Source organism: Subtercola sp. Z020 (assembly GCF_002931235.1).
Lineage (GTDB): Bacteria > Actinomycetota > Actinomycetes > Actinomycetales > Microbacteriaceae > Subtercola.
Window position 1 is genome coordinate 1 of the sequence record NZ_PSTT01000030.1, and the last position, 21,169, is coordinate 21,169.

A 21,169-nucleotide genomic window follows, 5' to 3' on the forward strand; every position below is an offset into this window, starting at 1 on the left:
CGGAGGCCGATGAGCACGCCGGCCGACCTGCGCCTCGTCGTCCCCGCCGCCGCGGCGTGGCTGGCGGCCGCCGTGCTCATCGGCCTCCCCGCCGCTGTCGCTATCCCTACATCGCTCGTCACCGCAGCGGCGCTCTTCGGGCTCGCGCTGCTCACCCTCGTTGTGGCCGCCCGGTTACCGCGCACGATCGCGCTGTGCCGCCGCGACCGCACCAATGCCCGAGCACCGGGCATGAGCGTGGGGCGCCGCCGCGACCGCACCACTGCGCGAGCACCCGGCGGGGGAGCGTGGCGCGGCCGCGCCCACACTGCGGCGAGCGTGCTCGCCCTGAGTTGCGCCGCCGGCGGCCTCGTGGCCGCATGCGTCGCCGCACAGCTGCCGGCCCGCGCGCCCTCCGAGCTACCCTCCCTGCTGGCTCACACCCTCCACCTCCGGCTGAGCGTCACCTCGGCGCCTGTTCCCTCCGACGCAGCAGGCTTCAGCGGCGAGCCGTCGTTCCGCTTCGGGGCTACAGCATCCGAGGTCACGGCCGGCGCCACCCACCTCGAAGGTCGCATTCCCATGCTGGTCTTCCTCCGTGGCGACCCTGCAGGCCGCTTCGCGATCGGTGACGGCATCGAAGTGATCGGCCGCCTCGTCGCGACCGACCCCGGCGAGACCGTCTCCTACCTGCTCTACGTCGACGGCACCCCCGATGTCGTCGAGCGCGCGCCCTGGTTCCTCGCCTGGGCGAACGGACTTCGTGAATCGTTCCGCAGCTCAGCCGCCCAACTCCCGGGCGACGGCGCGCAGCTCGTGCCGGGTCTCGCGATCGGCGACGTCAGTCTCGTCGGCGACGAGCTGAACGACGAGATGATCACGAGCGGACTCAGCCACCTCACCGCCGTCTCCGGCGCCAACTGCGCCATCGTGGTCGCCGCCATCATGCTCCTCGGCGGAGCCCTGCACCTCTCCCGCCGATGGCGCATCGCCCTGTCGCTGCTGGTCATGGTGGCGTTCGTCGTGCTCGTCACATCCTCGTCGAGCGTGCTGCGCGCTGCCGTCATGGCCGCGATCGTTCTGGTGACACTGGCGTCGGGCCGCTCACCGAAGGGTCTGCCGGCGCTCGCCTTCGCGACGATCATCCTGCTCGCCAGCGACCCGTGGCTCGCCCGCAACTACGGGCTGGCCCTCTCGGTGCTCGCCACGGGCGGTCTCCTCCTGCTGACGAGGCCGCTCCAGCGGATGCTCAGTCGGTGGATGCCCGCGGGCCTCTCGCTCGTCATCGCCGTACCTCTCGCCGCCCAACTCGCGTGCCAGCCCGTCCTGGTGTTGCTCTCGCCGAGCCTCTCGACCTACAGCGTGCCCGCGAACCTCCTCGCCGAGCCCGCCGCTCCCGTGGCCACCGTGGTCGGGCTGCTCTCGTGTCTCGTCGGGGCGCTCGTGCCCCCGCTCGCCCCTGTCGGAGCGTGGCTGACGTGGGTTCCCGCATCATGGATCGCGGGCGTCGCCCACTTCTTCGCGACCGCCCCCGGCGCGAGCCTCCCGTGGCTGTCGGGAGCGCCCGGTGTCGGACTCGTGCTGCTGCTCACCGCTGCCGCTCTCGTGCTGCTCTTCGTCGGTCCTACGCCCGCCCACCCTCTACCGTCGGAACCGATGCCAGCTGCCCCCGTGCCAGTAGAGCTTCCGCCCGCCGAGCCCGGGTTCGTTCGACCCGAGAGCGCCGAGCCCGCACCCGCTCGACCCCAGTTCGCCGAGCTCCGACGGCGGAGACGCGCCTCAGGCGGGCAGTTCTTTTGGCCGACGTGGCGCTCTCGGAGGGGGCCGCGAGCTGTGGCGCGCACGGTCGCAGCGGCCGTTCTGCTACTCGCCGTGGGCGGGTACCTCGGCGGGGTCGTGGTGCCGCCGCTCGTCGCGCCGCACGCCTGGCCCGAGAACTGGGAGATCGCCGCCTGCGACATCGGCCAGGGCGACGCGGTCGTCGTGCGCAGCCCCGCTCGCGCCCCCGCCGACGCCCCCGCGCGCGACCTCGCCGCCCCACGCATCCCGGGCGGGTCCAGTGCCTCCGCGCGCGACGCCGCCGCCCGCACCCCGGAAGCGCCCGACGCGGCCCCGCGCGACCGGTTCGCCCTCGTCGACGTCGGGCCCGACCCGGCCCTGCTCGAGCGGTGCCTCGACCGGCTCGGCATCGAGCGGATCGACCTGCTGGTGCTCACCCACTACGACCTCGACCACGTCGGTGGCCTCTCCGCCGTGCTCGGGCGCGTCTCGACCGTGCTGATGGGCCCGCCGCTGGATGCGCACGACGAGCGCATGGTGACCGAGCTGCGCGACGCCGGGGCGGAGGTGCACCAGGCCCGGCGCGGCGACACGGGCACGCTCGGCGACATCGGCTGGAGCGTTCTCTGGCCCCAACCCGACACCGCCCTCCGCGGCAACGACGCGAGCGTCACGGTGCAGTTCGACGGGGCGTTCCGCTCGCTGTTCCTGGGGGACCTCGGAGAGGATGCCCAGCGGCAGCTCGCGCGAGCGAACACGCTGACCAACGAAGACGTCGTCAAGGTGGCACACCACGGCAGCGCAGACCAGAGCGAACCGCTCTACGACGCGATCACGGCCGAGGTCGGCGTGGTGTCGGTCGGAGCAGACAACAGGTACGGGCATCCGACCGACCGCCTGCTCGGCATCCTGGCGCGGGCCGGTACGACCGGCTATCGAACGGACCGGCTCGGGATGATCGTGCTGGCCCCCTCGGCCGACGGCATCGTCGTGTGGTCGGAGGGTCAGGCTAGGGTTGAAGGCAGAAAGAAATGAGGGTGTTGTGGCGGCAGTCCGAGGGTCACGAGCGGGGTCCGCGCGCGGCGCCGGGTCGGGTGCAGCAGCGGGCAGAGGGTCGTCGAAGTCGCCCGCCCCCGTCATCCCGCAGCTCACCTGGGAGCAGATCCGGCCCGCCGGCGTCGTGCTCGTGTCGGGCACCGAGTCGTTCCTGGCCGAGCGCGCGATCCGCCAGCTCCGCGACCTGCTGAAGGCCGAAGACCCGAGCCTCGAGATCATCGACATCGACGCCGCGAGTTACGCGCCGGGGGAGCTGCTCACGATGGCGAGCCCGTCGCTGTTCGGCGAACCGCGAATGATCCGGGTCGGCTCCGTCGAGAAGTGCACCGACGGGTTCATCGCCGAGATGATCGAGTACCTGGGCTACCCGGCCGACGACACCTGCGTCGTTCTGCGGCACGGTGGGGGAGTGCGCGGCAAGCGCCTGCTCGATGCCGTGCGCGCGAGCCCGGGCGATGTGGTGGAGGTCGTCTGCTCCGAGCTCAAGAAGGATTCCGAACGCTACGACTTCGCGGTCGCCGAGTTCCGGGCGGCGGGCCGCCGCGTGACGCCGAGCGCCGTTCGTGCTTTGGTCTCCGCGTTCACGGATGATCTGGCCGAACTGTCGAGCGCGTGCGGCCAGCTCATCGCCGACACCAGCGACGAGATCACCGAGGTCACGGTCGAGAAGTACTACTCCGGCCGCGTCGAGACCAACGCCTTCGCGGTCGCCGACGCCGCGATCGCCGGGCGATACGGGGAGGCTCTCACGCTGTTGCGTCACGCGCTCGCGACCGGCGCCGACCCGGTGCCGATGGTGGCCGCGTTCGCGATGAAGCTCCGCACGATGGCGAAGGTGCTCGGTTCCCGCGGGGGTGGCGGCCAGCTGGCAGGCCAGCTCGGGATGGCGCCCTGGCAGATCGATCGCGCCCGCCGAGACCTGCAGGGGTGGACGGGGGAGGGCCTCGGCCGCAGCATCCAGGTGCTCGCCGAGACCGACGAGAACATCAAGGGCGGCAGCCGCGACCCCGTCTACTCCCTCGAGCGCATGGTCGGCATCGTCGCCGCCCGAGGCGAACGCTGACCCCAGCGGCCGACGCTCCTACACCGCCCCCGAACGCCGAAAAGCCCCGCCGAAGCGGGGCTTTTCGAGCAACAGCGGTGAAGCGCGACCTAGAGAGCGGCGACCGACTTGCTGATCGACGACTTGCGGTTCGCAGCCTGGTTCTTGTGGATGACACCCTTGCTGGCAGCCTTGTCGAGCTTCTTGCTCGCGAGGGTGAGGGCGCTGGTGGCCTTGTCTTTGTCACCGGCGGCGACCGAGGCGCGCACCGCGCGGATGGCCGTCTTCAGCTCGCTCTTGACGGCCTTGTTGCGGGCGTTCGCCTTGGCGTTGGTGCCGATGCGCTTGATCTGGGACTTGATGTTTGCCACGTGGGGATACCTTCTGTGTCTGTTGGTCTGGAAAGCTGGAGTGTCGAGTCGCAGCCTGCGCAGACAGAGGTCGGGCGCGGCTACGGAAGCCAAGGGTCAACGCTACCAGTCACGAGCGCGTTCGACAAACACGAGTCGCAGAACGGCCGACGGCCTCATCCCGCCAAACCTACTACCGTTGACGCATGCCCAGCCTCGCCCCGCACATGGACTCCGTTCCGCCCTCCGGCATCCGCCGCATCTTCGAGCTGGCCCAGTCGCTCGATGACGTCGTGTTCCTCGCCGTGGGCGAGCCCGACGTGGCGGTGGCTCCGCACATCCTCGAGGTGGCCGAGCGGGCCTGGCAGGCCGACGACACCGACTACACCCCCAACGGCGGCATCCCCGAACTGCGCCAGGCGATCACCGAGAAGCTGAGCATCCAGAACGGAATGAACGTCGACACCGAGCAGGTCTGGGTGACGAACGGCGGCATGCACGCCCTCTACCTCGCCATGACGCTCACGCTCGCGCCCGGCGACGAGGTGCTGATCCCGGATCCCGGGTATTCCACCTTCGCCATGAACGCGCACATGATCTCGGCCGTGCCGGTTCCCTACACGCTGAAGCTCGGCAACGACTTCCTCCCCGACCTCGACGAACTCGAGCGCCTCGTCACCGACCGCACGCGCCTACTCATCATCAACTCGCCCTCGAACCCGCTCGGCGCGATCTTCCCCAAGCCGGTCATCGAGAGTCTGCTCGCCTTCGCTAAGCGGCACGACCTCTGGATTCTCAGCGACGAGGTCTACGAGTGCTTCACCTACGGCGCCCTGCACACGAGCGTCGCCTCGCTCGACACCGACGACCGCGTCTTCAGCGTCTTCTCCCTCTCGAAGACGTACGCGCTGACCGGCGCACGGATCGGGTACCTCGTCACGCCGCCCGGCATGGCGGCGCTGATGCGCTCGGCGCAGGAGGCCATGATCAGCTGCATCAACACTCCCACCCAGCGCGCTGCGGTCGCGGCGATCACGGGCCCCCAGGAGCACGTCGCCGCCGCAGCGACCCACTACCGCGACAACCTCGGCGTGGCGACGCGCCTGCTCGACGAGCGGGGCATCTGCTACCTCGAGCCGTCGGGCGCCTTCTATCTGTGGGTGGATGTCTCGTACGCGACGAACGGGGATGTCGCCGAGTGGGCAGAGCGCTTCCTGCTCGAACAACATGTCGCGGTCGCACCGGGCAGCGCGTTCGGCCGGCACGGAGAGGGCTGGATCCGGCTCTGCGTCGCCGCCGACCCGCGCACCATCGAGACGGGCATCTCCCGCCTCCCCGCGCCGCCCACCGCCTAGCCCGATCGCTCGCGCCCGATCGCGCCGCCCGGGTGCCCGGGCGCCCCGTCAGGCCGCGTAGGAGCCGGTGCGCAGCTCGTCGAGCAGGGTGGGCCCGGTCGGCTGCCAGCCGAGCTCGGCCCGCGCCGCGGCGCCCGAGGCCTGCTGGTCGAGCAGCAGCGCATCGCCGAACAGCTTGCCGAGCCACTCGTGGGTCTGTTCGGTCGTCGATGCAGACACCCGCCCGTCCAGGCCGGCGGCGACCGATGCCGCGACCCCCAGTTCCCGCACCGTCGGGTTGTCGCCGCCGACGCCGAGATACGTGCTCCCGGCCGTGGCGGAGTCGAAGGCGAGCACGTAGAGCGCGGCGAGGTCGTCGACGTAGACGGTGGTCCAGTGCTGTTCGCCGCTGCCGACGAGTGCCAGCGCCTCACCCGATCCATCAGCCGCAGGTCGCCGCGGGGCCTCGACGACGGCGGCCGGGATGCCCGATCCGTACCCGTAGACGATGCCGGGCATGATCAGCGTGGTCTTGACGCCCTCGGCGGTGAGCACGCGCTTCTCGACGTCGGCGCGCCAGGCGGTGAGGGCGGGTGGATGCTGCGCCGAACGCTCGGTGAGGTCGGCGCCGTTCCCCAGCACCCAGACGCCGCCCGTGTGGACGTAGGGCTTGTCGCTCCCTTCTAGGCCGGAGAAGACCGCCGTGACGAGGGCGTCGTCGACGGAGGCGCTCGATGCGTCGCCGGGGGAGGCGACGTGGATGACGCCGTCGCTCTCGCGTGCCTGGTGCTCCAGCAGGAGAGTGTCGGTGATGTCGCCGATGACGACCGTGGCGCCGAGGGCTTCGACGTCGGCCGCCTTGTCGGGGTTCCGCACGAGGGCGGTCACCTCGCGACCCTGCTGCTGAAGCTGGCGGAGGATTGCTGTTCCGATGAAACCGGTCGCGCCGGTGAGAAAGATGCTCATGCCCCCATTCAACTCCTGCACAGGCGGGAGATTCCCGCAATCTCTCCACAGGTTGGCCGCCCGGGATCGGTGAAAGCGTTCTGTCTCGTAAACTTCTCTGATACATCCGACGCAGAACCAGAGGAACGCGTGAGCCCCAGAGCAGTACAGGCCCTCCAGCCGGCGTCGACCGACCCCGCGCTCATCCGCAACTTCTGTATCATCGCGCACATCGACCACGGCAAGTCGACCCTCGCCGACCGCATGCTGCAGATCACGGGTGTCGTCAGCGACCGCGACATGCGCGCCCAGTATCTCGACCGCATGGACATCGAGCGCGAGCGCGGCATCACCATCAAGAGCCAGGCCGTGCGCATGCCCTGGCAGCAGAACGGCACGACCTACGCGCTGAACATGATCGACACCCCCGGCCACGTCGACTTCACCTACGAGGTCAGCCGGTCGCTCGCGGCCTGCGAGGGCGCGATCCTCCTGGTCGACGCGGCGCAGGGCATCGAGGCCCAGACGCTGGCCAACCTCTACCTCGCCCTCGACAACGACCTGACGATCATCCCGGTGCTCAACAAGATCGACCTGCCGGCGGCCGACCCCGACAAGTACGCCGAAGAGCTCGCCGGTCTCATCGGCGGCAGGGCCGAAGACGTGCTGCGGGTCAGCGGCAAGACCGGCATGGGCGTCGAGGAGCTGCTCGACCTGGTCGTGGCGAGCATCCCCGCCCCCACCGGTGACATCGACGCCGCTCCCCGCGCGATGATCTTCGACTCCGTCTACGACGCCTACCGCGGCGTCATCACCTACGTGCGCATGATCGACGGCAAGCTGACGCCGCGCGAGAAGATCATGATGATGAGCACGAAGTCCACCCACGAGGTGCTCGAGATCGGTGTCTCGAGCCCCGAGCCCACCCCGAGCAAGGGGCTGGCCGTCGGCGAGGTCGGCTACCTGATCACCGGCGTGAAAGACGTTCGGCTGAGCAAGGTCGGCGACACCGTCACCACGTTCCAGAAGCCGGCCACCGTGCCGCTGAAGGGGTACTCCGAGCCGAAGCCGATGGTGTTCTCGGGGCTCTACCCGATCGACGGCTCCGACTATCCGATCCTCCGTGAGGCGCTCGACAAGCTGAAGCTCAGCGACGCGGCGCTCGTCTACGAACCCGAGACCTCCGTCGCCCTCGGCTTCGGGTTCCGCTGCGGGTTCCTCGGCCTGCTGCACCTCGAGATCATCACCGAACGGCTCGAACGGGAGTTCAACCTCGACCTCATCGCGACGGCCCCGAGCGTGATCTACGAGGTCACCACCGACGACAGGAAGACGGTCACGGTCACGAACCCGAGCGAGTTCCCGGGCGGCAAGATCAAGAGCGTCAGCGAGCCGATGGTGAAGGCGTCGATCCTGGCGCCGAAAGACTACGTCGGCACCATCATGGAGCTCTGCCAGGGCCGCCGCGGCAGCCTCGACGGCATGGAGTACGTCGGCACAGACCGCGTCGAGCTGCACTACCACATGCCCCTCGGCGAGATCGTGTTCGACTTCTTCGACCACCTCAAGAGCCGCACCCAGGGCTACGCCAGCCTCGACTACGAGCCCATCGGCGAGCAGGAGGCCGACCTCGTGAAGGTCGACATCCTGCTGCAGGGCGAGGCCGTCGACGCCTTCAGCGCGATCGTGCACAAAGACAAGGCCTACGCCTACGGCGTGCTGATGACCGAGCGGCTGAAGAAGCTGATTCCGCGCCAGCAGTTCGAGGTGCCGATCCAGGCCGCCATCGGCGCACGCATCATCGCGCGCGAGTCGATCAGCGCCATTCGCAAAGACGTTCTGGCCAAGTGCTATGGCGGTGACATCACCCGAAAGCGCAAACTGCTCGAGAAGCAGAAAGAGGGCAAGAAGCGCATGAAGATGGTGGGCCGCGTCGAGGTGCCGCAGGAGGCGTTCATCGCCGCCCTCAGCGGCGAGACCGAGACCAAGAAAGACAAGTAGCAGCAGCCATGTCGACCGCCGATCGCCGCACGCGCACCACCCACAGCGGGCAGGCGCTGACCTACGCCGCCATCGGGGCGAGCCAGGCCGACGACCTGATGTACTACCCGCCGAAGGGCTTCAAGCCGTTCCAGGCGCGCGCCCGGCTCGGGTCGGGCGACGACCGCTTCGAAGCGGCGGCCGAGTCCATCCTGACGTGGGGCATTCAACGCGGCAGCGGCATCACGGTCGAGAACATCGAACTGCCGGTGTCGAGCGAGACCGACTACGCGGGCCTCGTCTACGACTCCCACGGCCAGCCGATTGCGCCTCGCGAGGTCGACGAGGGGCACGTCTACACCGAAGACGGCACGCCGCACGTGGCGCCGGGCGTCACCGCCGAGCTGGTCGTGCACGTCTTCGGCATCCGGTTCGTGGCCCCGGTGCGCGTCGTCTCTGTGACGACGGATGCCCACCGCGTCGGTTTCGCGTACGGCACCCTGCCGGGGCATCCGGAGATCGGCGAAGAGAGCTTCATGGTCGAGCAGCACGACGACGGGTCGGTCTGGGTCGTCATCCGAAGCTTCTCGAAGCCCAGCACCTGGTTCTACCGCCTCGGCACTCCCTTCGTGCGCTGGCAGCAGCGCAAGGCCACCAAGCAGTACCTGCGGGCTCTCCTGCCGGCCCGCACCCCGTGACGGCGTCGATCCCCGGGCTCCGGATGCGCCGATTCCGCAGGGTGTGCCGCGAAGAAGCGCCCCGCCGTGGGTAGCGCCCTGCCCCTCGGCGACCCGGCCCCGCTCGACGGCCTGTTGCCGCCCAGTGCCGCCGAGCGCACCCACGGGCACCCGTTCGGCGTGTACCTGCACGTTCCGTTCTGCCGCGTGCGCTGCGGGTACTGCGACTTCAACACGTACACGTCGAGCGAGCTCCGCGGCGTGAAGCAGGTGGACTACGCCGGCCAGGCCGTCATCGAGGTCGGCCTCGCCGCCGACGTGCTCGAACGGTCGGGGGTGCCTCATCGGCCGGTGTCGACCGTGTTCTTCGGTGGCGGAACCCCGACCCTGCTGCCCAGTTCCCAGCTCATCCAGATGCTGCGGGCCGTCGACGACGCCTGGGGCATCGCGCCGGGCGCCGAGGTGACCACGGAGGCCAATCCCGACTCGGTCGACGCGCAGTACCTCGCCGACCTCGCCGCAGCCGGGTTCACCCGGGTGAGCTTCGGTATGCAGTCGGCCGTGCCGCACGTGCTGCAGACCCTCGACCGCACGCACGACCCCGAACGGGTGCCTGAGGTCGTGCGCTTCGCGCGGGATGCCGGCCTGCAGGTGAGCGTCGACCTGATCTACGGCACCCCGGGGGAGTCGCTCGGCGACTGGGAACGGTCGCTCGACTCCGCGCTCGCGATGGAGCCCGACCACCTCTCGGCCTATGCCCTCATCGTCGAGCAGGGCACGAAGCTCGCGCGGCAGATCCGCTCCGGCGTCTACCCCGAGCCCGACGACGACCTCGAAGCAGACATGTACGAGCTGGCGGATGCCCGGCTCTCCGCCGCCCGCTACGAGTGGTACGAGGTGAGCAACTGGGCGCGAGCCGCATCGGGGCCGCGCGCGGGTGGGGCCGCGGCATCCGGAGCCGACGCCCTCACCGGCCCGGCCACGCCGACCAGCGAGTTCCGCTCACGCCACAACCTCGCCTACTGGCAGGGCCACGACTGGTGGGGAATCGGCCCGGGCGCCCACAGCCACATCGGCGGCACGCGGTGGTGGAACGTGAAGCACCCGGCGGCCTACGCCGACCGGGTGCTGGCGGGGCACTCGCCCGCGGCCGGGCGCGAGACCCCCGACAACGAGTCGCGCGAGATCGAGCGGGTTCTGCTGCTGGCTCGCATCCGCCAGGGCCTGCCGGTCGCGACGCTGGCTCCGGATGCCCGGCAGCAGGTCGCGTCGCTGATCGCCGATGGGCTCATCAACGGAAGAGCCGCCATCGCCGGGTCGATCGAACTGACTCTGCGAGGGCGGCTCCTGGCCGATGCCGTGGTCAGGCGGCTGACCTGAACGGCGCCGACCTGAACGGCGCCGACCTGAACGGCGCCGACCTGAACGGCGCCGACCTGAACGGCGCCGACCTGACGGTGCGGGCGGGCTCTACTTGATGAAGGGGATCGCGCACCACTTCGGGTAGACGTAGACCTCGCCCTTGTTCGCGGCGATGGCGGCGATGATCGCGAAGACGATGCTGATGACCCAGACGGCCAGCAGCACGACGACGCCGATGATCACGAGCGTGAGGATGTAGCCCGCGATGTAGCCGATCAGGATCGTCAGCTGGAAGTTCAGCGCCGTCTTGGTGTGGTCGCGGATGAACTCGCCGCGGTCCTTCAGAACGAGGTAGCCGATCAGCGCGGGAAGGAACCCGAAGATGATGCCGCCGACGTGGATGAGGGTCGCCCAGAGGCGCTGGTCTTCGGGGCGCATCGGCGCAGCGACCGGGTAACCGGCAGCGGGCGGCGGAGTGCTGGGCGGGCCGGCGGGGGGATAGTCGCTCATGGGGGGAGGGAACCTTTCGAGGGTCGGTCCGGGCAGGGATAAGCACAAGATAGCGTCAGCCCGCAGGGCGGTGCAATGATTTATGCTCAGCGTGTCGCGCCCCGGGGTCAACCGGAGGCCATCGGGAGCCGACCCGACGGCCGGTTCCCCAGACAGGCGTTATATAATTGGCACTCGGAATACAGGAGTGCTAGCCGGTCGAGGAGGGTGACGAACATGGTCTCCGAACGAAGCCTCGAAGTGCTGCGCGTGATCGTGCACGACTACGTCGAGTCGCGCGAGCCCGTCGGGTCGAAGTCGATCGTCGACAGGCACTCCTTCGGCGTCTCCGCCGCGACCATCCGCAACGACATGGCCCTGCTCGAAGAGGAGGAGCTGATCACGGCTCCGCACACCTCCTCGGGCCGCATCCCGACCGACAAGGGGTACCGCCTCTTCGTCGACCACCTCTCCGACCTGAAGCCGCTCTCGGGTGCCCAGCGCCAGGCCATCGAGACCTTCCTCGGTTCCTCTGTCGACCTCGACGATGTGCTCGCCCGCACGGTGCGGCTGCTCGCGCAGCTCACCCAGCAGGTCGCGATGGTGCAGTACCCCTCCCTCTCGCAGGCGAAGGTGCGGCACATCGAACTGGTGGCCCTCACGCCCAAGCGCATGCTGACGGTGGTCATCACCGACACCGGCCACGTCGAGCAGCGCATCGTCGAGATGCCGGCAGAGGTCGACGACGAGTTCCTGGCCGAGATCCGCACGAAGGTCAACGCGCAGGTCGCGGGCCTCGGCCTCGATGCCGCTGCGCTCCGGTTGGCCGAGTTCGGCGAACAGTTCGCACCGGAGCGCCGGGCATCCATCAGCGTGCTCGGCACGACCCTGATCGAACAGGTCACGGCCAACCGGCAGGAGAAGCTGATCATCGCGGGCGCTGCGAACCTGGTGCGCACCGAGGGCGACTTCGCCGGCAGCATCCTGCCCGTGCTCGAAGCCGTCGAGGAGCAGGTCGTGCTGCTCAGACTGTTCAGCGAGATGCAGGCCGACCAGCACGGGATGTCGGTGAGCATCGGCCGCGAGAACGCTCCGTTCGGGCTGGCCGAGACCTCGGTGCTCGCGAGCGGGTACAGCGGAGTCGGCGGCGCCGTCGCGCGGCTCGGCGTGCTCGGCCCGACACGCATGGACTACTCCACCAACATCCAGGCCGTGCGCGCCGTCGCCCGGTACCTCTCGAAATCCCTCGGCGAGAACTGACCCCCACCTCTTCACCTCACATTCACCAAACAAAGGAGAAGCCCTTCGTGGCTGACCACTACGACGTTCTCGGAGTCGAGCGCACAGCAACGCCCGACGAGATCAAGAAGGCGTACCGCCGGCTGGCGCGCGAACTGCACCCCGACGTGAACTCCGCGCCCGACGCGGAGGAGCGCTTCAAGGCCGTCACCCACGCCTACGACGTGCTGAGCGATCCCGGCCAGCGACAGAGCTACGACCGCGGCCCGCAGGCCGGGTTCGGTGGCGGTGCCGGTGGCGCCCAGGGCTTCGGCGGGTTCGGCGACATCTTCGAGACCTTCTTCGGCGGGCAGCAGGGCGGCCAGCGCGGCCCCCGGTCGCGCGCCGAGCGCGGGCAGGATGCGCTCCTCCGCGTGGAGGTCGACCTCAGTGAGGTCATCTTCGGAACCCATCGCGACCTCGAGGTCGACACCGCGGTGCTCTGCGAGACCTGCGGCGGCTCGTGCGCCCAGCCCGGCACCCACGAGGTGACCTGCGACATCTGCCACGGCACCGGCCAGATCTCCCGCACGGTGCGGTCGCTTCTCGGCAACGTGATGACGAGTTCGCCCTGCGGCACCTGCCGCGGCTACGGAACGATCATCCCCGCCCCCTGCGTCACCTGCCAGGGCCAGGGTCGCGTGCGCGCGCGCCGCACCATCCCCGTGGACATCCCCGCTGGTGTCGACACCGGGCTGCGCCTGCAGATGCCCTCCCAGGGCGAGGTCGGCCCCGCGGGCGGGCCGCAGGGCGATCTCTACCTCGAGGTGAAGGTGCGCCACCACGACGTCTTCAGCCGCAACGGCGACGACCTGCTCTGCACCCTCGAGGTGCAGATGTGGGATGCGGTGCTCGGCACCACGACCACGCTGAACGCGCTCGACGGCGACGTCGAGGTCGAGCTGCGGCCGGGCATCCAGAGCGCCGAGGTGCTGACCATCAAGTCGCGCGGCGTCACGAAACTGCGCGGTGGCGGCCGGGGAGACCTGAAGATCGGCATCCAGGTGGTCACGCCGACCAAGCTCGACCACAAGCAGAAGGAGCTGATCAAGCAGCTCGCCTCGGCGCACAAGTACCCGTCACCCTCTCTCGGGCAGTTCCAGCAGGGGCTGTTCTCGAAGCTGCGTGACCGCTTCCTGAACGTCTGAGGGTCGTCGCCGCATGAGTTCCCTGTTCATCCGTGACGACCTGGCGACGATCCCGCACGAGATCCGCGATGTCGTGTCGCTGCACGGCGAGGAGCAGAAGCATGCCGTGACCGTCAATCGGCTGCGCGTCGGCGAGGTCACCTCGATTGGCGACGGCCGCGGGCTCGTGGTGCACGGACCGGTGATCGCCGTCTCGGGCTCTGTGCTCAGCATCGCGGTCACCGAGGTGCACGAGACGCCGGCGCCCCTGCACCGCATCCGCCTCGTGCAGGCCCTCGCGAAGGGCGTCCGCGACGAGCTCGCGGTGCAGGCGGCGACGGAGCTCGGCGTCACGGGTGTGCTGCCCTGGGCGGCGGAGCGATCGGTGTCGCGCTGGGTCGGGCCGAAGATCGGCAAGGGCCTCGAACGGTGGCGCACCATCGTGCGCGAGGCCACGAAGCAGTCGATCCAGGCGTGGGTGCCCGAGGTGGGAGAGCTTCAGGCGACGAAAGACCTGGTCGCGCTTGCCGCGGGCTGCCGGATGCTCGTGCTCGACCCCACGGCGACGGAGACGCTGGCCGGGGTCGACCTCCGCGGTGCCGACGCCTCGGGCGAGGCGGGCGGCGCCTCCGACGTGCCGGCGGGTGCCGAGCTCGACGTGGTGCTCGTGGTCGGGCCGGAGGGCGGCATCAGCCCTGGCGAGCTCGACGCTCTGCAGGGGGCGGGGGCCGTTCGGGTGAAGCTCGGAACGGGCATCCTGCGCACCTCGACGGCAGGCCCCGCAGCGATCGCGGTGCTCAACACCCGGCTCGGCCTCTGGGGCTAGCGACAGCCTCGCGAACCGGTGCTACGCCCACAGCGCAAGGCCCGGCCGAGTGTCAGGGGTGACACTTAAGATGGGGCTATGTCAGAAACGCCAGAACCGTCGATTTTCACGCGCATCGTGCGCCGGGAGATCCCGGCCACCATCCTCGCCGAGACCGACCGCGTCATCGCCTTCGCCGACATCGCGCCGAAGGCGCCCGTGCACATCCTCGTCGTGCCGAAGACCGAGCAGTACGCGAACGTCGTCGAGCTGGCGGCGGGCGACCCCAGCCTGCTCGCCGAGATCGTCGCCACTGCCGGCGAGCTCGCCCGCGAGCATTCCGACGGCGACTTCCGACTGGTCTTCAACACCGGCGAAGCTGCCGGCCAGACCGTCTTCCACGTTCACGCCCACGTTCTGTCGGGCGATCTCCAAGAAGGTTCACTTGCCACGTCCTGACGAAAACCCCATCACCTCCGACGCCGTCATCCACGTCGACGGGCTCGCCATGGTGCGCCTGCTGGGCCCGCAAGACCGGCTCGTCACCCTCGTCGAGAAGCAGTACCCGGCCGTCAGCATCCATGTGCGCGGCAACCAGATCACGCTGCAGGGCCCCAACACCGACGTCGAGGCCGCGCGCCGCCTCATCGACGAACTCGTCGAGATGGTGCGGAACGGCAACGACGACCTCACCGAGATCGAGGTCACGGCCTCTGCACGCATGCTCGACGCGGGCAGCACCCTCTCGCCCTCTGCCGCGCTGGGCGAACCGATCGTGTCGAGCCGCGGCAAGACCGTGCGGCCGAAGACCCTCGGCCAGAAGAAGTACGTCGACGCCATCGACGAGAACACGATCGTGTTCGGTATCGGCCCGGCCGGCACCGGCAAGACCTACCTCGCGATGGCGAAAGCCGTGCAGGCCCTGCAGCGCAAAGAGGTCAACCGCATCATCCTGACGCGGCCGGCGGTCGAGGCGGGCGAGCGGCTCGGCTATCTGCCCGGCTCGCTCACCGACAAGATCGACCCCTACCTGCGCCCCCTGTTCGATGCGCTGAACGAGATGCTCGACCCCGAGATCGTGCCGAAGCTGATGGCGACCGGCACCATCGAGGTCGCCCCCCTCGCCTACATGCGCGGCCGAACGCTGAACGATTCGTTCATCGTGCTCGACGAGGCGCAGAACACCACCCCCGAGCAGATGAAGATGTTCCTCACCCGGCTCGGTTTCGGCTCGCGCATGGTCGTCACGGGCGACATCACCCAGATCGACCTGCCGATGGGAACGAGCGGCCTGCAGGTGGTGCGCGGCGTGCTCGACAGCATCGAAGACATCCACTTCGCTACGCTGACCAGTGAAGACGTCGTTCGCCACACTCTCGTGGGCCAGATCGTCGATGCCTACACGAAGTACGACCAGATCCAGTTGGCCAACCGAAACAGCGCCGCAGCCCGGCGAGGAGAACGCGCATGAGCATCGAAGTGAACAACGAGTCGTCGATCCCGGTCGATGAGAACGCGTTGTTGCGCCTGGCGACCTACGCGCTCGAACAGATGCATGTTCATCCCGACGCCGAGCTGGCGATCGTGCTGGTCGACGAGGCGGCGATGGAGCAGCTGCATGTTCAGTGGATGGATGAGCCCGGCCCCACCGACGTTCTGAGCTTCCCGATGGACGAGTTGCGTCCCGGCACCGAAGACGCGCCGACTCCCGCGGGCCTGCTCGGCGACGTCGTGCTCTGCCCGCAGGTCGCCGAGGGCCAGGCGCTGACCGCCGGCCACTCCACGCTCGAAGAACTGCTGCTGCTCACCACCCACGGCATCCTGCACCTGCTCGGTTTCGACCACGCTGAGCCGGCCGAAGAGAAGGAGATGTTCGGCATCCAGGGCGACATCCTCGTCGGCTTCGCGATGAAGGAGCGTCGCCGGCGCGCATGACCACTCTCCCCTCCGTCGGCCCGTTCATCGCGATCGCCCTCGTTCTCGTCGCCCTCGGCGGCCTGTTCGCCTCGGCAGACGCCGCAATGGCCTCGCTCTCGCGCGCCGACATCCTGGAGCTGGCCGACCGCGCCCGCGCCAAACGGTCGCTCCGGGCGATCGGCGAAGACACCGGGGCCCACATCAACGTGGTCAACTTCGTGCGTGTCGTGGCCGAGACCTCGGCCGCCGTGCTCGTCACGATCGCGCTGGCGGCCAGCTTCGACCAGATCTGGATCGCGCTGGTGCTCTCGATCCTCATCATGACCGGCGTCTCCTTCGTGCTGGTCGGCTCGAGCCCGCGGAGCGTCGGCCGCGTTCACGCCCGCGGCGTTCTGATCGTCGCCGCCCTGCCCGTGCATTTCCTCCGCGTGCTGCTCGGCCCCGTCGCCAGCGCCCTGGTGGCCATCGGCAACCGGGTGACCCCCGGTCGCGTGCGCTCGGCGTCGTTCTCGTCAGAGGAGCAGCTGCTCAGCATGGTCGACGAGGCCACCGAGCTCGACGTTCTCGAAGAAGACGACCGGGAGCTCATCCACTCGATCCTCGAGTTCAACGACACTGTCGTGCGTGAGGTGATGCTGCCGCGCACCGACATGGTCACCGTCGAGCACGACGCCTCCGTCGGCCAGAGCATGGGGCTGTTCCTGAGCAGGGGGGTGAGCCGGATGCCCGTGGTGCAGGGCAGCGTCGATGAGATCATCGGCGTGCTCTACCTCCGCGACGCCGCGCGGCTCACCTACGAGAAGCCGAAGCAGGTCGACGTGGTGACGGCCGACAGCCTCGCCCGCCCGGCCCTGTTCATCCCGGAGTCGAAGAAGGTGGACGACACCCTGCGCCAGATGCAGCTGGAGTCGAACCACCTCGCCATGGTCGTCGACGAATACGGCGGAATCGCCGGCCTCGTGACCATGGAGGACCTCATCGAAGAACTCGTGGGTGACATCTCCGACGAGTACGACCGCGAGGTCGTGGAGGTCGAAGAGCTCTCGTTCGGCGAGTACCGGGTGAGTGCCCGCCTCGCCGTCGACGAGCTCGGCGAGCTGTTCGGGCTCGAACTCGACGACGACGACGTCGACTCCGTCGGCGGCCTGCTCGGCAAGGCGCTCGGACGCCTGCCCGTGCAGGGTTCGGTCGCCCACGTCGCCGGTCTCACCCTCACCGCCGAACGAACCGACCGGCGCCGCCGCGTCAGTACCGTCATCGTCACCCGCGACGCCTCCCCAGCCACCGACACCACTTCCCCCTCACAGGGCCTCACCGAGAAGGAACTCCGATGATCGGCTCCGACGTCGTCTCCGACCCCGACTTCCGGGCGGGCTTCATCTCGTTCGTCGGCCGCCCCAACGTGGGCAAGTCGACCCTGACCAACGCCCTCGTGGGGGAGAAGGTGGCGATCACCTCCTCGAAGCCGCAGACCACCCGTCGCGCGATCCGCGGCGTCGTGCACCGGCCCGACGGCCAGCTGATCCTCGTCGACACCCCCGGCATGCACCGGCCGCGCACGCTTCTGGGCGAGCGGCTGAACGCCGTCGTGCAGACGACCCTCGGCGACGTCGACGTGATCGGGTTCTGCGTTCCGGCCGACGAGAAGCTCGGCCCGGGCGACCGCTTCATCAACGAGCAGCTCGATGCCTTCCCCGGCGCGAAGAAGGTGGCGATCGTCACCAAGATCGACGCGGCATCCCGGCCGGCCGTGGCAGAGCAGCTGCTGGCGATCTCCGAGCTCCGCAACTGGGAGGCGATCATCCCGATCTCCTCGACCAGCAACCTGCAGCTCGACATCCTGACCGCCGAGCTCATCAAACTGCTGCCGCGCTCAGAGAAGCTCTACCCCGACGACCAGACCACCGACGAGGGTCTCGAACAGCGCATCTCCGAGCTCATCCGCGAGGCGGCCCTCGAAGGTGTGCAGGATGAACTCCCGCACTCGATCGCCGTGACCATCGACGACATGATCGAGCGTGACGACCGCGACCTCGTCGAGATCTACGCCAACCTGTTCGTCGAGCGCGACAGCCAGAAGGGAATCATCATCGGCAAGTCGGGCGGGCGCCTCGGCGACGTCGGAGCCCGGGCGCGTGCCGCCATCGAGCCGCTGGTCGGCAAACAGGTCTTCCTGAGCATCCGCGTCAAGGTCGCCAAGGACTGGCAGCGCGACGCCAAGCAACTGGGCAGGCTCGGGTTCTGACCATCGGCCCGATCATTGACCGCTACCCTGTAACCGTGGCTGAATCGACAACCCCCAATCCGTTCGGCCAGGTGCTCGTCGCCCTGGTCACGCCGTTCACCGCCGACGGTGAAGTCGACTGGGCCAGCGTCGAGAAGCACATCGACAGTGTCATCACCGACGGGGCAGACGGCATCGTCGTCAGCGGAACCACGGGCGAGACCTCCACGCTCACCGACCCCGAGAAGATCCGGCTCGTCGAGGTCGCGAAGTCGGTCGCAGACGGCCGCGCCAAGATCATCACCGGCGGCGGCTCGAACGAGACCGCCCATGCCATGCAGCTCGCCAAACAGAGCGAGAAGGCGGGCGCCGACGGCAACCTCGTCGTGACGCCGTACTACAACAAGCCAACCCAGGCGGGTGTGCTGACGCACTTCCGCATGATCGCCGATGCGACCGACCTGCCGGTCATCCTGTACGACATCCCCGGTCGCACCGGCATCCCGATCAGCTACGACACGATCCTGCGGGCGGCCAAGCACCCGAACATCCTGGCGATCAAAGACGCCAAGGGCGACTTCAGCGAGGTCAGCCGGGTGCTGAACCAGACCGACCTGATGTACTTCTCGGGCGATGACTCGAACGTGCTGCCGCACCTCGCCATCGGGGCGACCGGCCTCATCGGCGTGACCAACAACATCGCCGCGCGCCCGTACCGCATCATGATCGACGCGGTGAACTCCGGCGATCTGGCCACCGCCACCTCGATGCACCAGGCGCTCGAGCCCCTCGTGCGCGCGACCATGACGCACGTGCCCGGCACCGTCGCGGCCAAGTACATCCTGCACGGCCTCGGCCGCATCTCGAGCCCCCGCGTGCGGTTGCCCCTGGTCGGCCCCGAAGAGTGGGAAGCGGCGAAGATCGAAGACGAGATCGATCTCGTCAGGAGCATCCCCGGGGTCAGCTTCACCAACTTCCGTCCCGACCGAAATGCAGCCGCCGGTGGCGCGCTGCCCAAGATTCCCGGCACCACCCGCTAGAACGCGGAACCCATCACAACTCCATACCCGAAGACTTGAGGAGGGCATATGCCCAACGCTTCATACGAACCACGTCCACTTGAGAAAGACACCCTGCGCGTCATCCCGATCGGCGGTCTCGGCGAGATCGGTCGCAACATGACCGTGTTCGAGATCAACGGCAAGCTGCTGATCGTCGACTGCGGCGTTCTCTTCCCCGAAGAGACCCAGCCCGGTGTCGACCTCATCCTGCCCGACTTCTCGCTGGTGAAGGACCGCCTGCGCGATGTCGTCGGCATCGTGCTCACGCACGGCCACGAAGACCACATCGGCGCCGTTCCCTACCTGCTGCGCCTGAAGAACGACATTCCCCTGATCGGCTCGGGCCTCACGCTCGCGCTCGTCGAGGCGAAGCTCAAAGAGCACCGCATCAAGCCCTACACCTTCCAGGTCGAAGAGGGCCAGATCGAGAAGATGGGCCCCTTCGAACTCGAGTTCGTGGCCGTGAACCACTCGATTCCGGATGCCCTGGCCGTCGCCATCAAGACCGTCGCCGGTGTCGTGCTGCACACCGGTGACTTCAAGATGGACCAGCTTCCGCTCGACAACCGCATCACCGACCTGCGCGCCTTCGCCCGTCTCGGCGAGGCCGGCGTCGACCTGTTCCTCTCGGACTCGACCAACGCAGACGTGCCCGGGTTCACCCCCTCCGAGCGCACGATCGGCCCCGTTCTCGAGAGCGTCATCGCCCGCGCCCCGCGCCGCGTCATCGTCGCCAGCTTCTCCTCGCACGTGCACCGCGTGCAGCAGGTTCTGGATGCCGCCCACGCCAACGGTCGCCGCGTGGCGCTGCTCGGCCGCTCCATGGTGCGCAACATGGGCATCGCTGAGGAGCTCGGCTACCTCAAGGTGCCCGACGGCGTGCTGGTGGACTTCAAGAAGGCCGGCGACATCCCCGACGACAAGATCGTCTACATGTCGACCGGTTCGCAGGGCGAGCCGATGGCCGTTCTCTCCCGCATGGCGAACCTCGAGCACCAGATCGAGGTCGGCCCGGGCGACACCGTCATCCTCGCCTCCTCGCTCATCCCCGGCAACGAGAACGCGGTCTACCGCGTCATCAACGGCCTGACCAAGCTCGGCGCGACCGTCGTGCACAAGGGCAACGCGAAGGTGCACGTCTCCGGGCACGCCGCCGCGGGCGAACTGCTCTACTGCTACAACATCCTGAAGCCGAAGAACGTCATGCCGGTGCACGGCGAATACCGCCACCTCGTCGCGAACGCGCAGCTCGCCATCGAGACCGGCGTTCCTGCGCGCAACACGATCCTCGCCGACGACGGAACCGTCATCGACCTGCGCGACGGCATCGCGACCGTCGTGGGCCAGTACGACCTCGGCTTCGTCTACGTCGACGGCCAGACCGTCGGCGAGGTGACCGACGACGACCTCAAGGATCGTCTCGTGCTGAGCGAGGAGGGCTTCATCTCGGTCATCGTCGTCATCGAGGCCGGAACCGGCCGCATCGTCGTCGGCCCGGAGATCCACGCCAAGGGCTTCGCCGAAGACGACTCCGTCTTCGACAAAGTCAAGCCGAAGATCGCGGCGGCCCTGATCGAGGCCGTCGGCAACGGAACGCGCGACACCCACGCCCTGCAGCAGGTGGTGCGTCGCACCGCCGGCCGCTGGGTGAACACCGCCTACCGTCGCCGCCCCATGATCGTGCCGGTCGTCATCGAGGCCTGATCCCGCTCGTCCCTTCGTGCGGTGGGCCCGTTCGCGTAATGCGAGCGGGCCTTCGGCGTC

The 21,169-nt window shown here is 68.8% G+C and carries 20 protein-coding genes; 17 read left to right on the top strand and 3 right to left on the bottom strand.

Translation table 11 applies throughout. The features are described 5' to 3' along the window. Nucleotides 1-2,793: ComEC/Rec2 family competence protein (locus C5B96_RS03940; protein ID WP_158507113.1), on the top strand; the 2,793-nt coding region annotated here is incomplete at its 5' end. 103 nt (nt 2,794-2,896) lie between these two features. After that, nucleotides 2,897-3,877, top strand: a complete 981-nt coding sequence (holA, locus tag C5B96_RS03945; RefSeq protein ID WP_233188984.1) for a DNA polymerase III subunit delta — start codon at nt 2,897-2,899, stop codon at nt 3,875-3,877. 89 nt (nt 3,878-3,966) lie between these two features. On the opposite strand, the gene rpsT is transcribed toward holA, so the two are convergent. Beyond that, complete coding sequence (rpsT, locus tag C5B96_RS03950) at nt 3,967-4,227, bottom strand: 30S ribosomal protein S20 (protein ID WP_104243174.1); 261 nt, start codon at nt 4,225-4,227, stop codon at nt 3,967-3,969. A gap of 185 nt (nt 4,228-4,412) precedes the next feature. On the opposite strand from rpsT, the gene C5B96_RS03955 reads away from it, so the two are divergent. After that, nucleotides 4,413-5,561, top strand: coding sequence for a pyridoxal phosphate-dependent aminotransferase (locus C5B96_RS03955; RefSeq protein ID WP_104243176.1), 1,149 nt, complete (start codon nt 4,413-4,415; stop codon nt 5,559-5,561). A 48-nt stretch (nt 5,562-5,609) separates the two neighbouring features. On the opposite strand, the gene C5B96_RS03960 is transcribed toward C5B96_RS03955, so the two are convergent. Beyond that, on the bottom strand, nt 5,610-6,506 hold the full coding sequence (locus C5B96_RS03960) for an NAD-dependent epimerase/dehydratase family protein (protein ID WP_104243178.1): 897 nt from the start codon (nt 6,504-6,506) through the stop codon (nt 5,610-5,612). Nucleotides 6,507-6,635: 129 nt separating this feature from the next. Here C5B96_RS03960 and lepA point away from each other — a divergent pair, with 129 nt between their 5' ends. The 4 genes from lepA to C5B96_RS18065 all read left to right on the top strand — a co-directional run bounded on the left by lepA (nt 6,636) and on the right by C5B96_RS18065 (nt 10,620). Beyond that, nucleotides 6,636-8,486, top strand: a complete 1,851-nt coding sequence (lepA, locus tag C5B96_RS03965; RefSeq protein ID WP_104243180.1) for a translation elongation factor 4 — start codon at nt 6,636-6,638, stop codon at nt 8,484-8,486. Between the two features lie 8 nt (nt 8,487-8,494). Next, a complete protein-coding gene (locus tag C5B96_RS03970; protein ID WP_104243182.1) occupies nt 8,495-9,163 on the top strand; it encodes a DUF1990 family protein in 669 nt (222 codons plus the stop codon). A 66-nt stretch (nt 9,164-9,229) separates the two neighbouring features. After that, a complete protein-coding gene (locus tag C5B96_RS03975; RefSeq protein WP_104243184.1) occupies nt 9,230-10,522 on the top strand; it encodes a coproporphyrinogen-III oxidase family protein in 1,293 nt (430 codons plus the stop codon). 26 nt (nt 10,523-10,548) lie between these two features. Further along, nucleotides 10,549-10,620 (top strand): pentapeptide repeat-containing protein, encoded by a 72-nt coding sequence (locus C5B96_RS18065; protein WP_233188985.1) that lies wholly within the window; start codon nt 10,549-10,551, stop codon nt 10,618-10,620. Here C5B96_RS18065 and C5B96_RS03985 read toward each other — a convergent pair. Then, the gene (locus C5B96_RS03985; RefSeq protein WP_369826426.1) at nt 10,613-11,014 is read right to left on the bottom strand and encodes a DUF4870 domain-containing protein; all 402 of its coding nucleotides are present in this window, start codon (nt 11,012-11,014) and stop codon (nt 10,613-10,615) included. The two genes, C5B96_RS18065 and C5B96_RS03985, sit on opposite strands and share 8 nt — an antisense overlap. Nucleotides 11,015-11,230: 216 nt before the next feature. Here C5B96_RS03985 and hrcA point away from each other — a divergent pair, with 216 nt between their 5' ends. The 10 genes from hrcA to C5B96_RS04035 all read left to right on the top strand — a co-directional run bounded on the left by hrcA (nt 11,231) and on the right by C5B96_RS04035 (nt 21,109). Further along, nucleotides 11,231-12,253 carry a heat-inducible transcriptional repressor HrcA gene (gene hrcA, locus C5B96_RS03990; RefSeq protein ID WP_104243186.1) on the top strand — a complete coding sequence of 341 codons (1,023 nt, stop codon included), beginning with the start codon at nt 11,231-11,233 and terminating at the stop codon, nt 12,251-12,253. A 47-nt stretch (nt 12,254-12,300) separates the two neighbouring features. Continuing rightward, nucleotides 12,301-13,419: a molecular chaperone DnaJ gene (gene dnaJ / locus C5B96_RS03995; protein WP_104243188.1), complete on the top strand. Its 1,119-nt coding sequence runs from the start codon at nt 12,301-12,303 to the stop codon at nt 13,417-13,419. Nucleotides 13,420-13,432: 13 nt separating this feature from the next. After that, nucleotides 13,433-14,224 (top strand): 16S rRNA (uracil(1498)-N(3))-methyltransferase, encoded by a 792-nt coding sequence (locus tag C5B96_RS04000; RefSeq protein ID WP_104243190.1) that lies wholly within the window; start codon nt 13,433-13,435, stop codon nt 14,222-14,224. Between the two features lie 78 nt (nt 14,225-14,302). Continuing rightward, the gene (locus tag C5B96_RS04005; protein WP_104243192.1) at nt 14,303-14,662 is read left to right on the top strand and encodes a histidine triad nucleotide-binding protein; all 360 of its coding nucleotides are present in this window, start codon (nt 14,303-14,305) and stop codon (nt 14,660-14,662) included. A 49-nt stretch (nt 14,663-14,711) separates the two neighbouring features. Then, nucleotides 14,712-15,674 (top strand): PhoH family protein, encoded by a 963-nt coding sequence (locus C5B96_RS04010; protein WP_104243245.1) that lies wholly within the window; start codon nt 14,712-14,714, stop codon nt 15,672-15,674. Then, on the top strand, nt 15,671-16,138 hold the full coding sequence (ybeY, locus tag C5B96_RS04015) for an rRNA maturation RNase YbeY (protein ID WP_104243194.1): 468 nt from the start codon (nt 15,671-15,673) through the stop codon (nt 16,136-16,138). The genes C5B96_RS04010 and ybeY overlap by 4 nt, the downstream gene beginning before the upstream one ends. Further along, nucleotides 16,135-17,454: a hemolysin family protein gene (locus C5B96_RS04020; protein WP_104243196.1), complete on the top strand. Its 1,320-nt coding sequence runs from the start codon at nt 16,135-16,137 to the stop codon at nt 17,452-17,454. The genes ybeY and C5B96_RS04020 overlap by 4 nt, the downstream gene beginning before the upstream one ends. Further along, the gene (gene era / locus C5B96_RS04025) at nt 17,451-18,365 is read left to right on the top strand and encodes a GTPase Era (RefSeq protein WP_104243198.1); all 915 of its coding nucleotides are present in this window, start codon (nt 17,451-17,453) and stop codon (nt 18,363-18,365) included. The genes C5B96_RS04020 and era overlap by 4 nt, the downstream gene beginning before the upstream one ends. A gap of 35 nt (nt 18,366-18,400) precedes the next feature. Beyond that, nucleotides 18,401-19,384 (top strand): 4-hydroxy-tetrahydrodipicolinate synthase, encoded by a 984-nt coding sequence (dapA, locus tag C5B96_RS04030; RefSeq protein ID WP_104243200.1) that lies wholly within the window; start codon nt 18,401-18,403, stop codon nt 19,382-19,384. Between the two features lie 48 nt (nt 19,385-19,432). Continuing rightward, nucleotides 19,433-21,109, top strand: coding sequence for a ribonuclease J (locus tag C5B96_RS04035; RefSeq protein ID WP_104243202.1), 1,677 nt, complete (start codon nt 19,433-19,435; stop codon nt 21,107-21,109). The last annotated feature ends 60 nt before the right edge of the window (nt 21,110-21,169 follow it).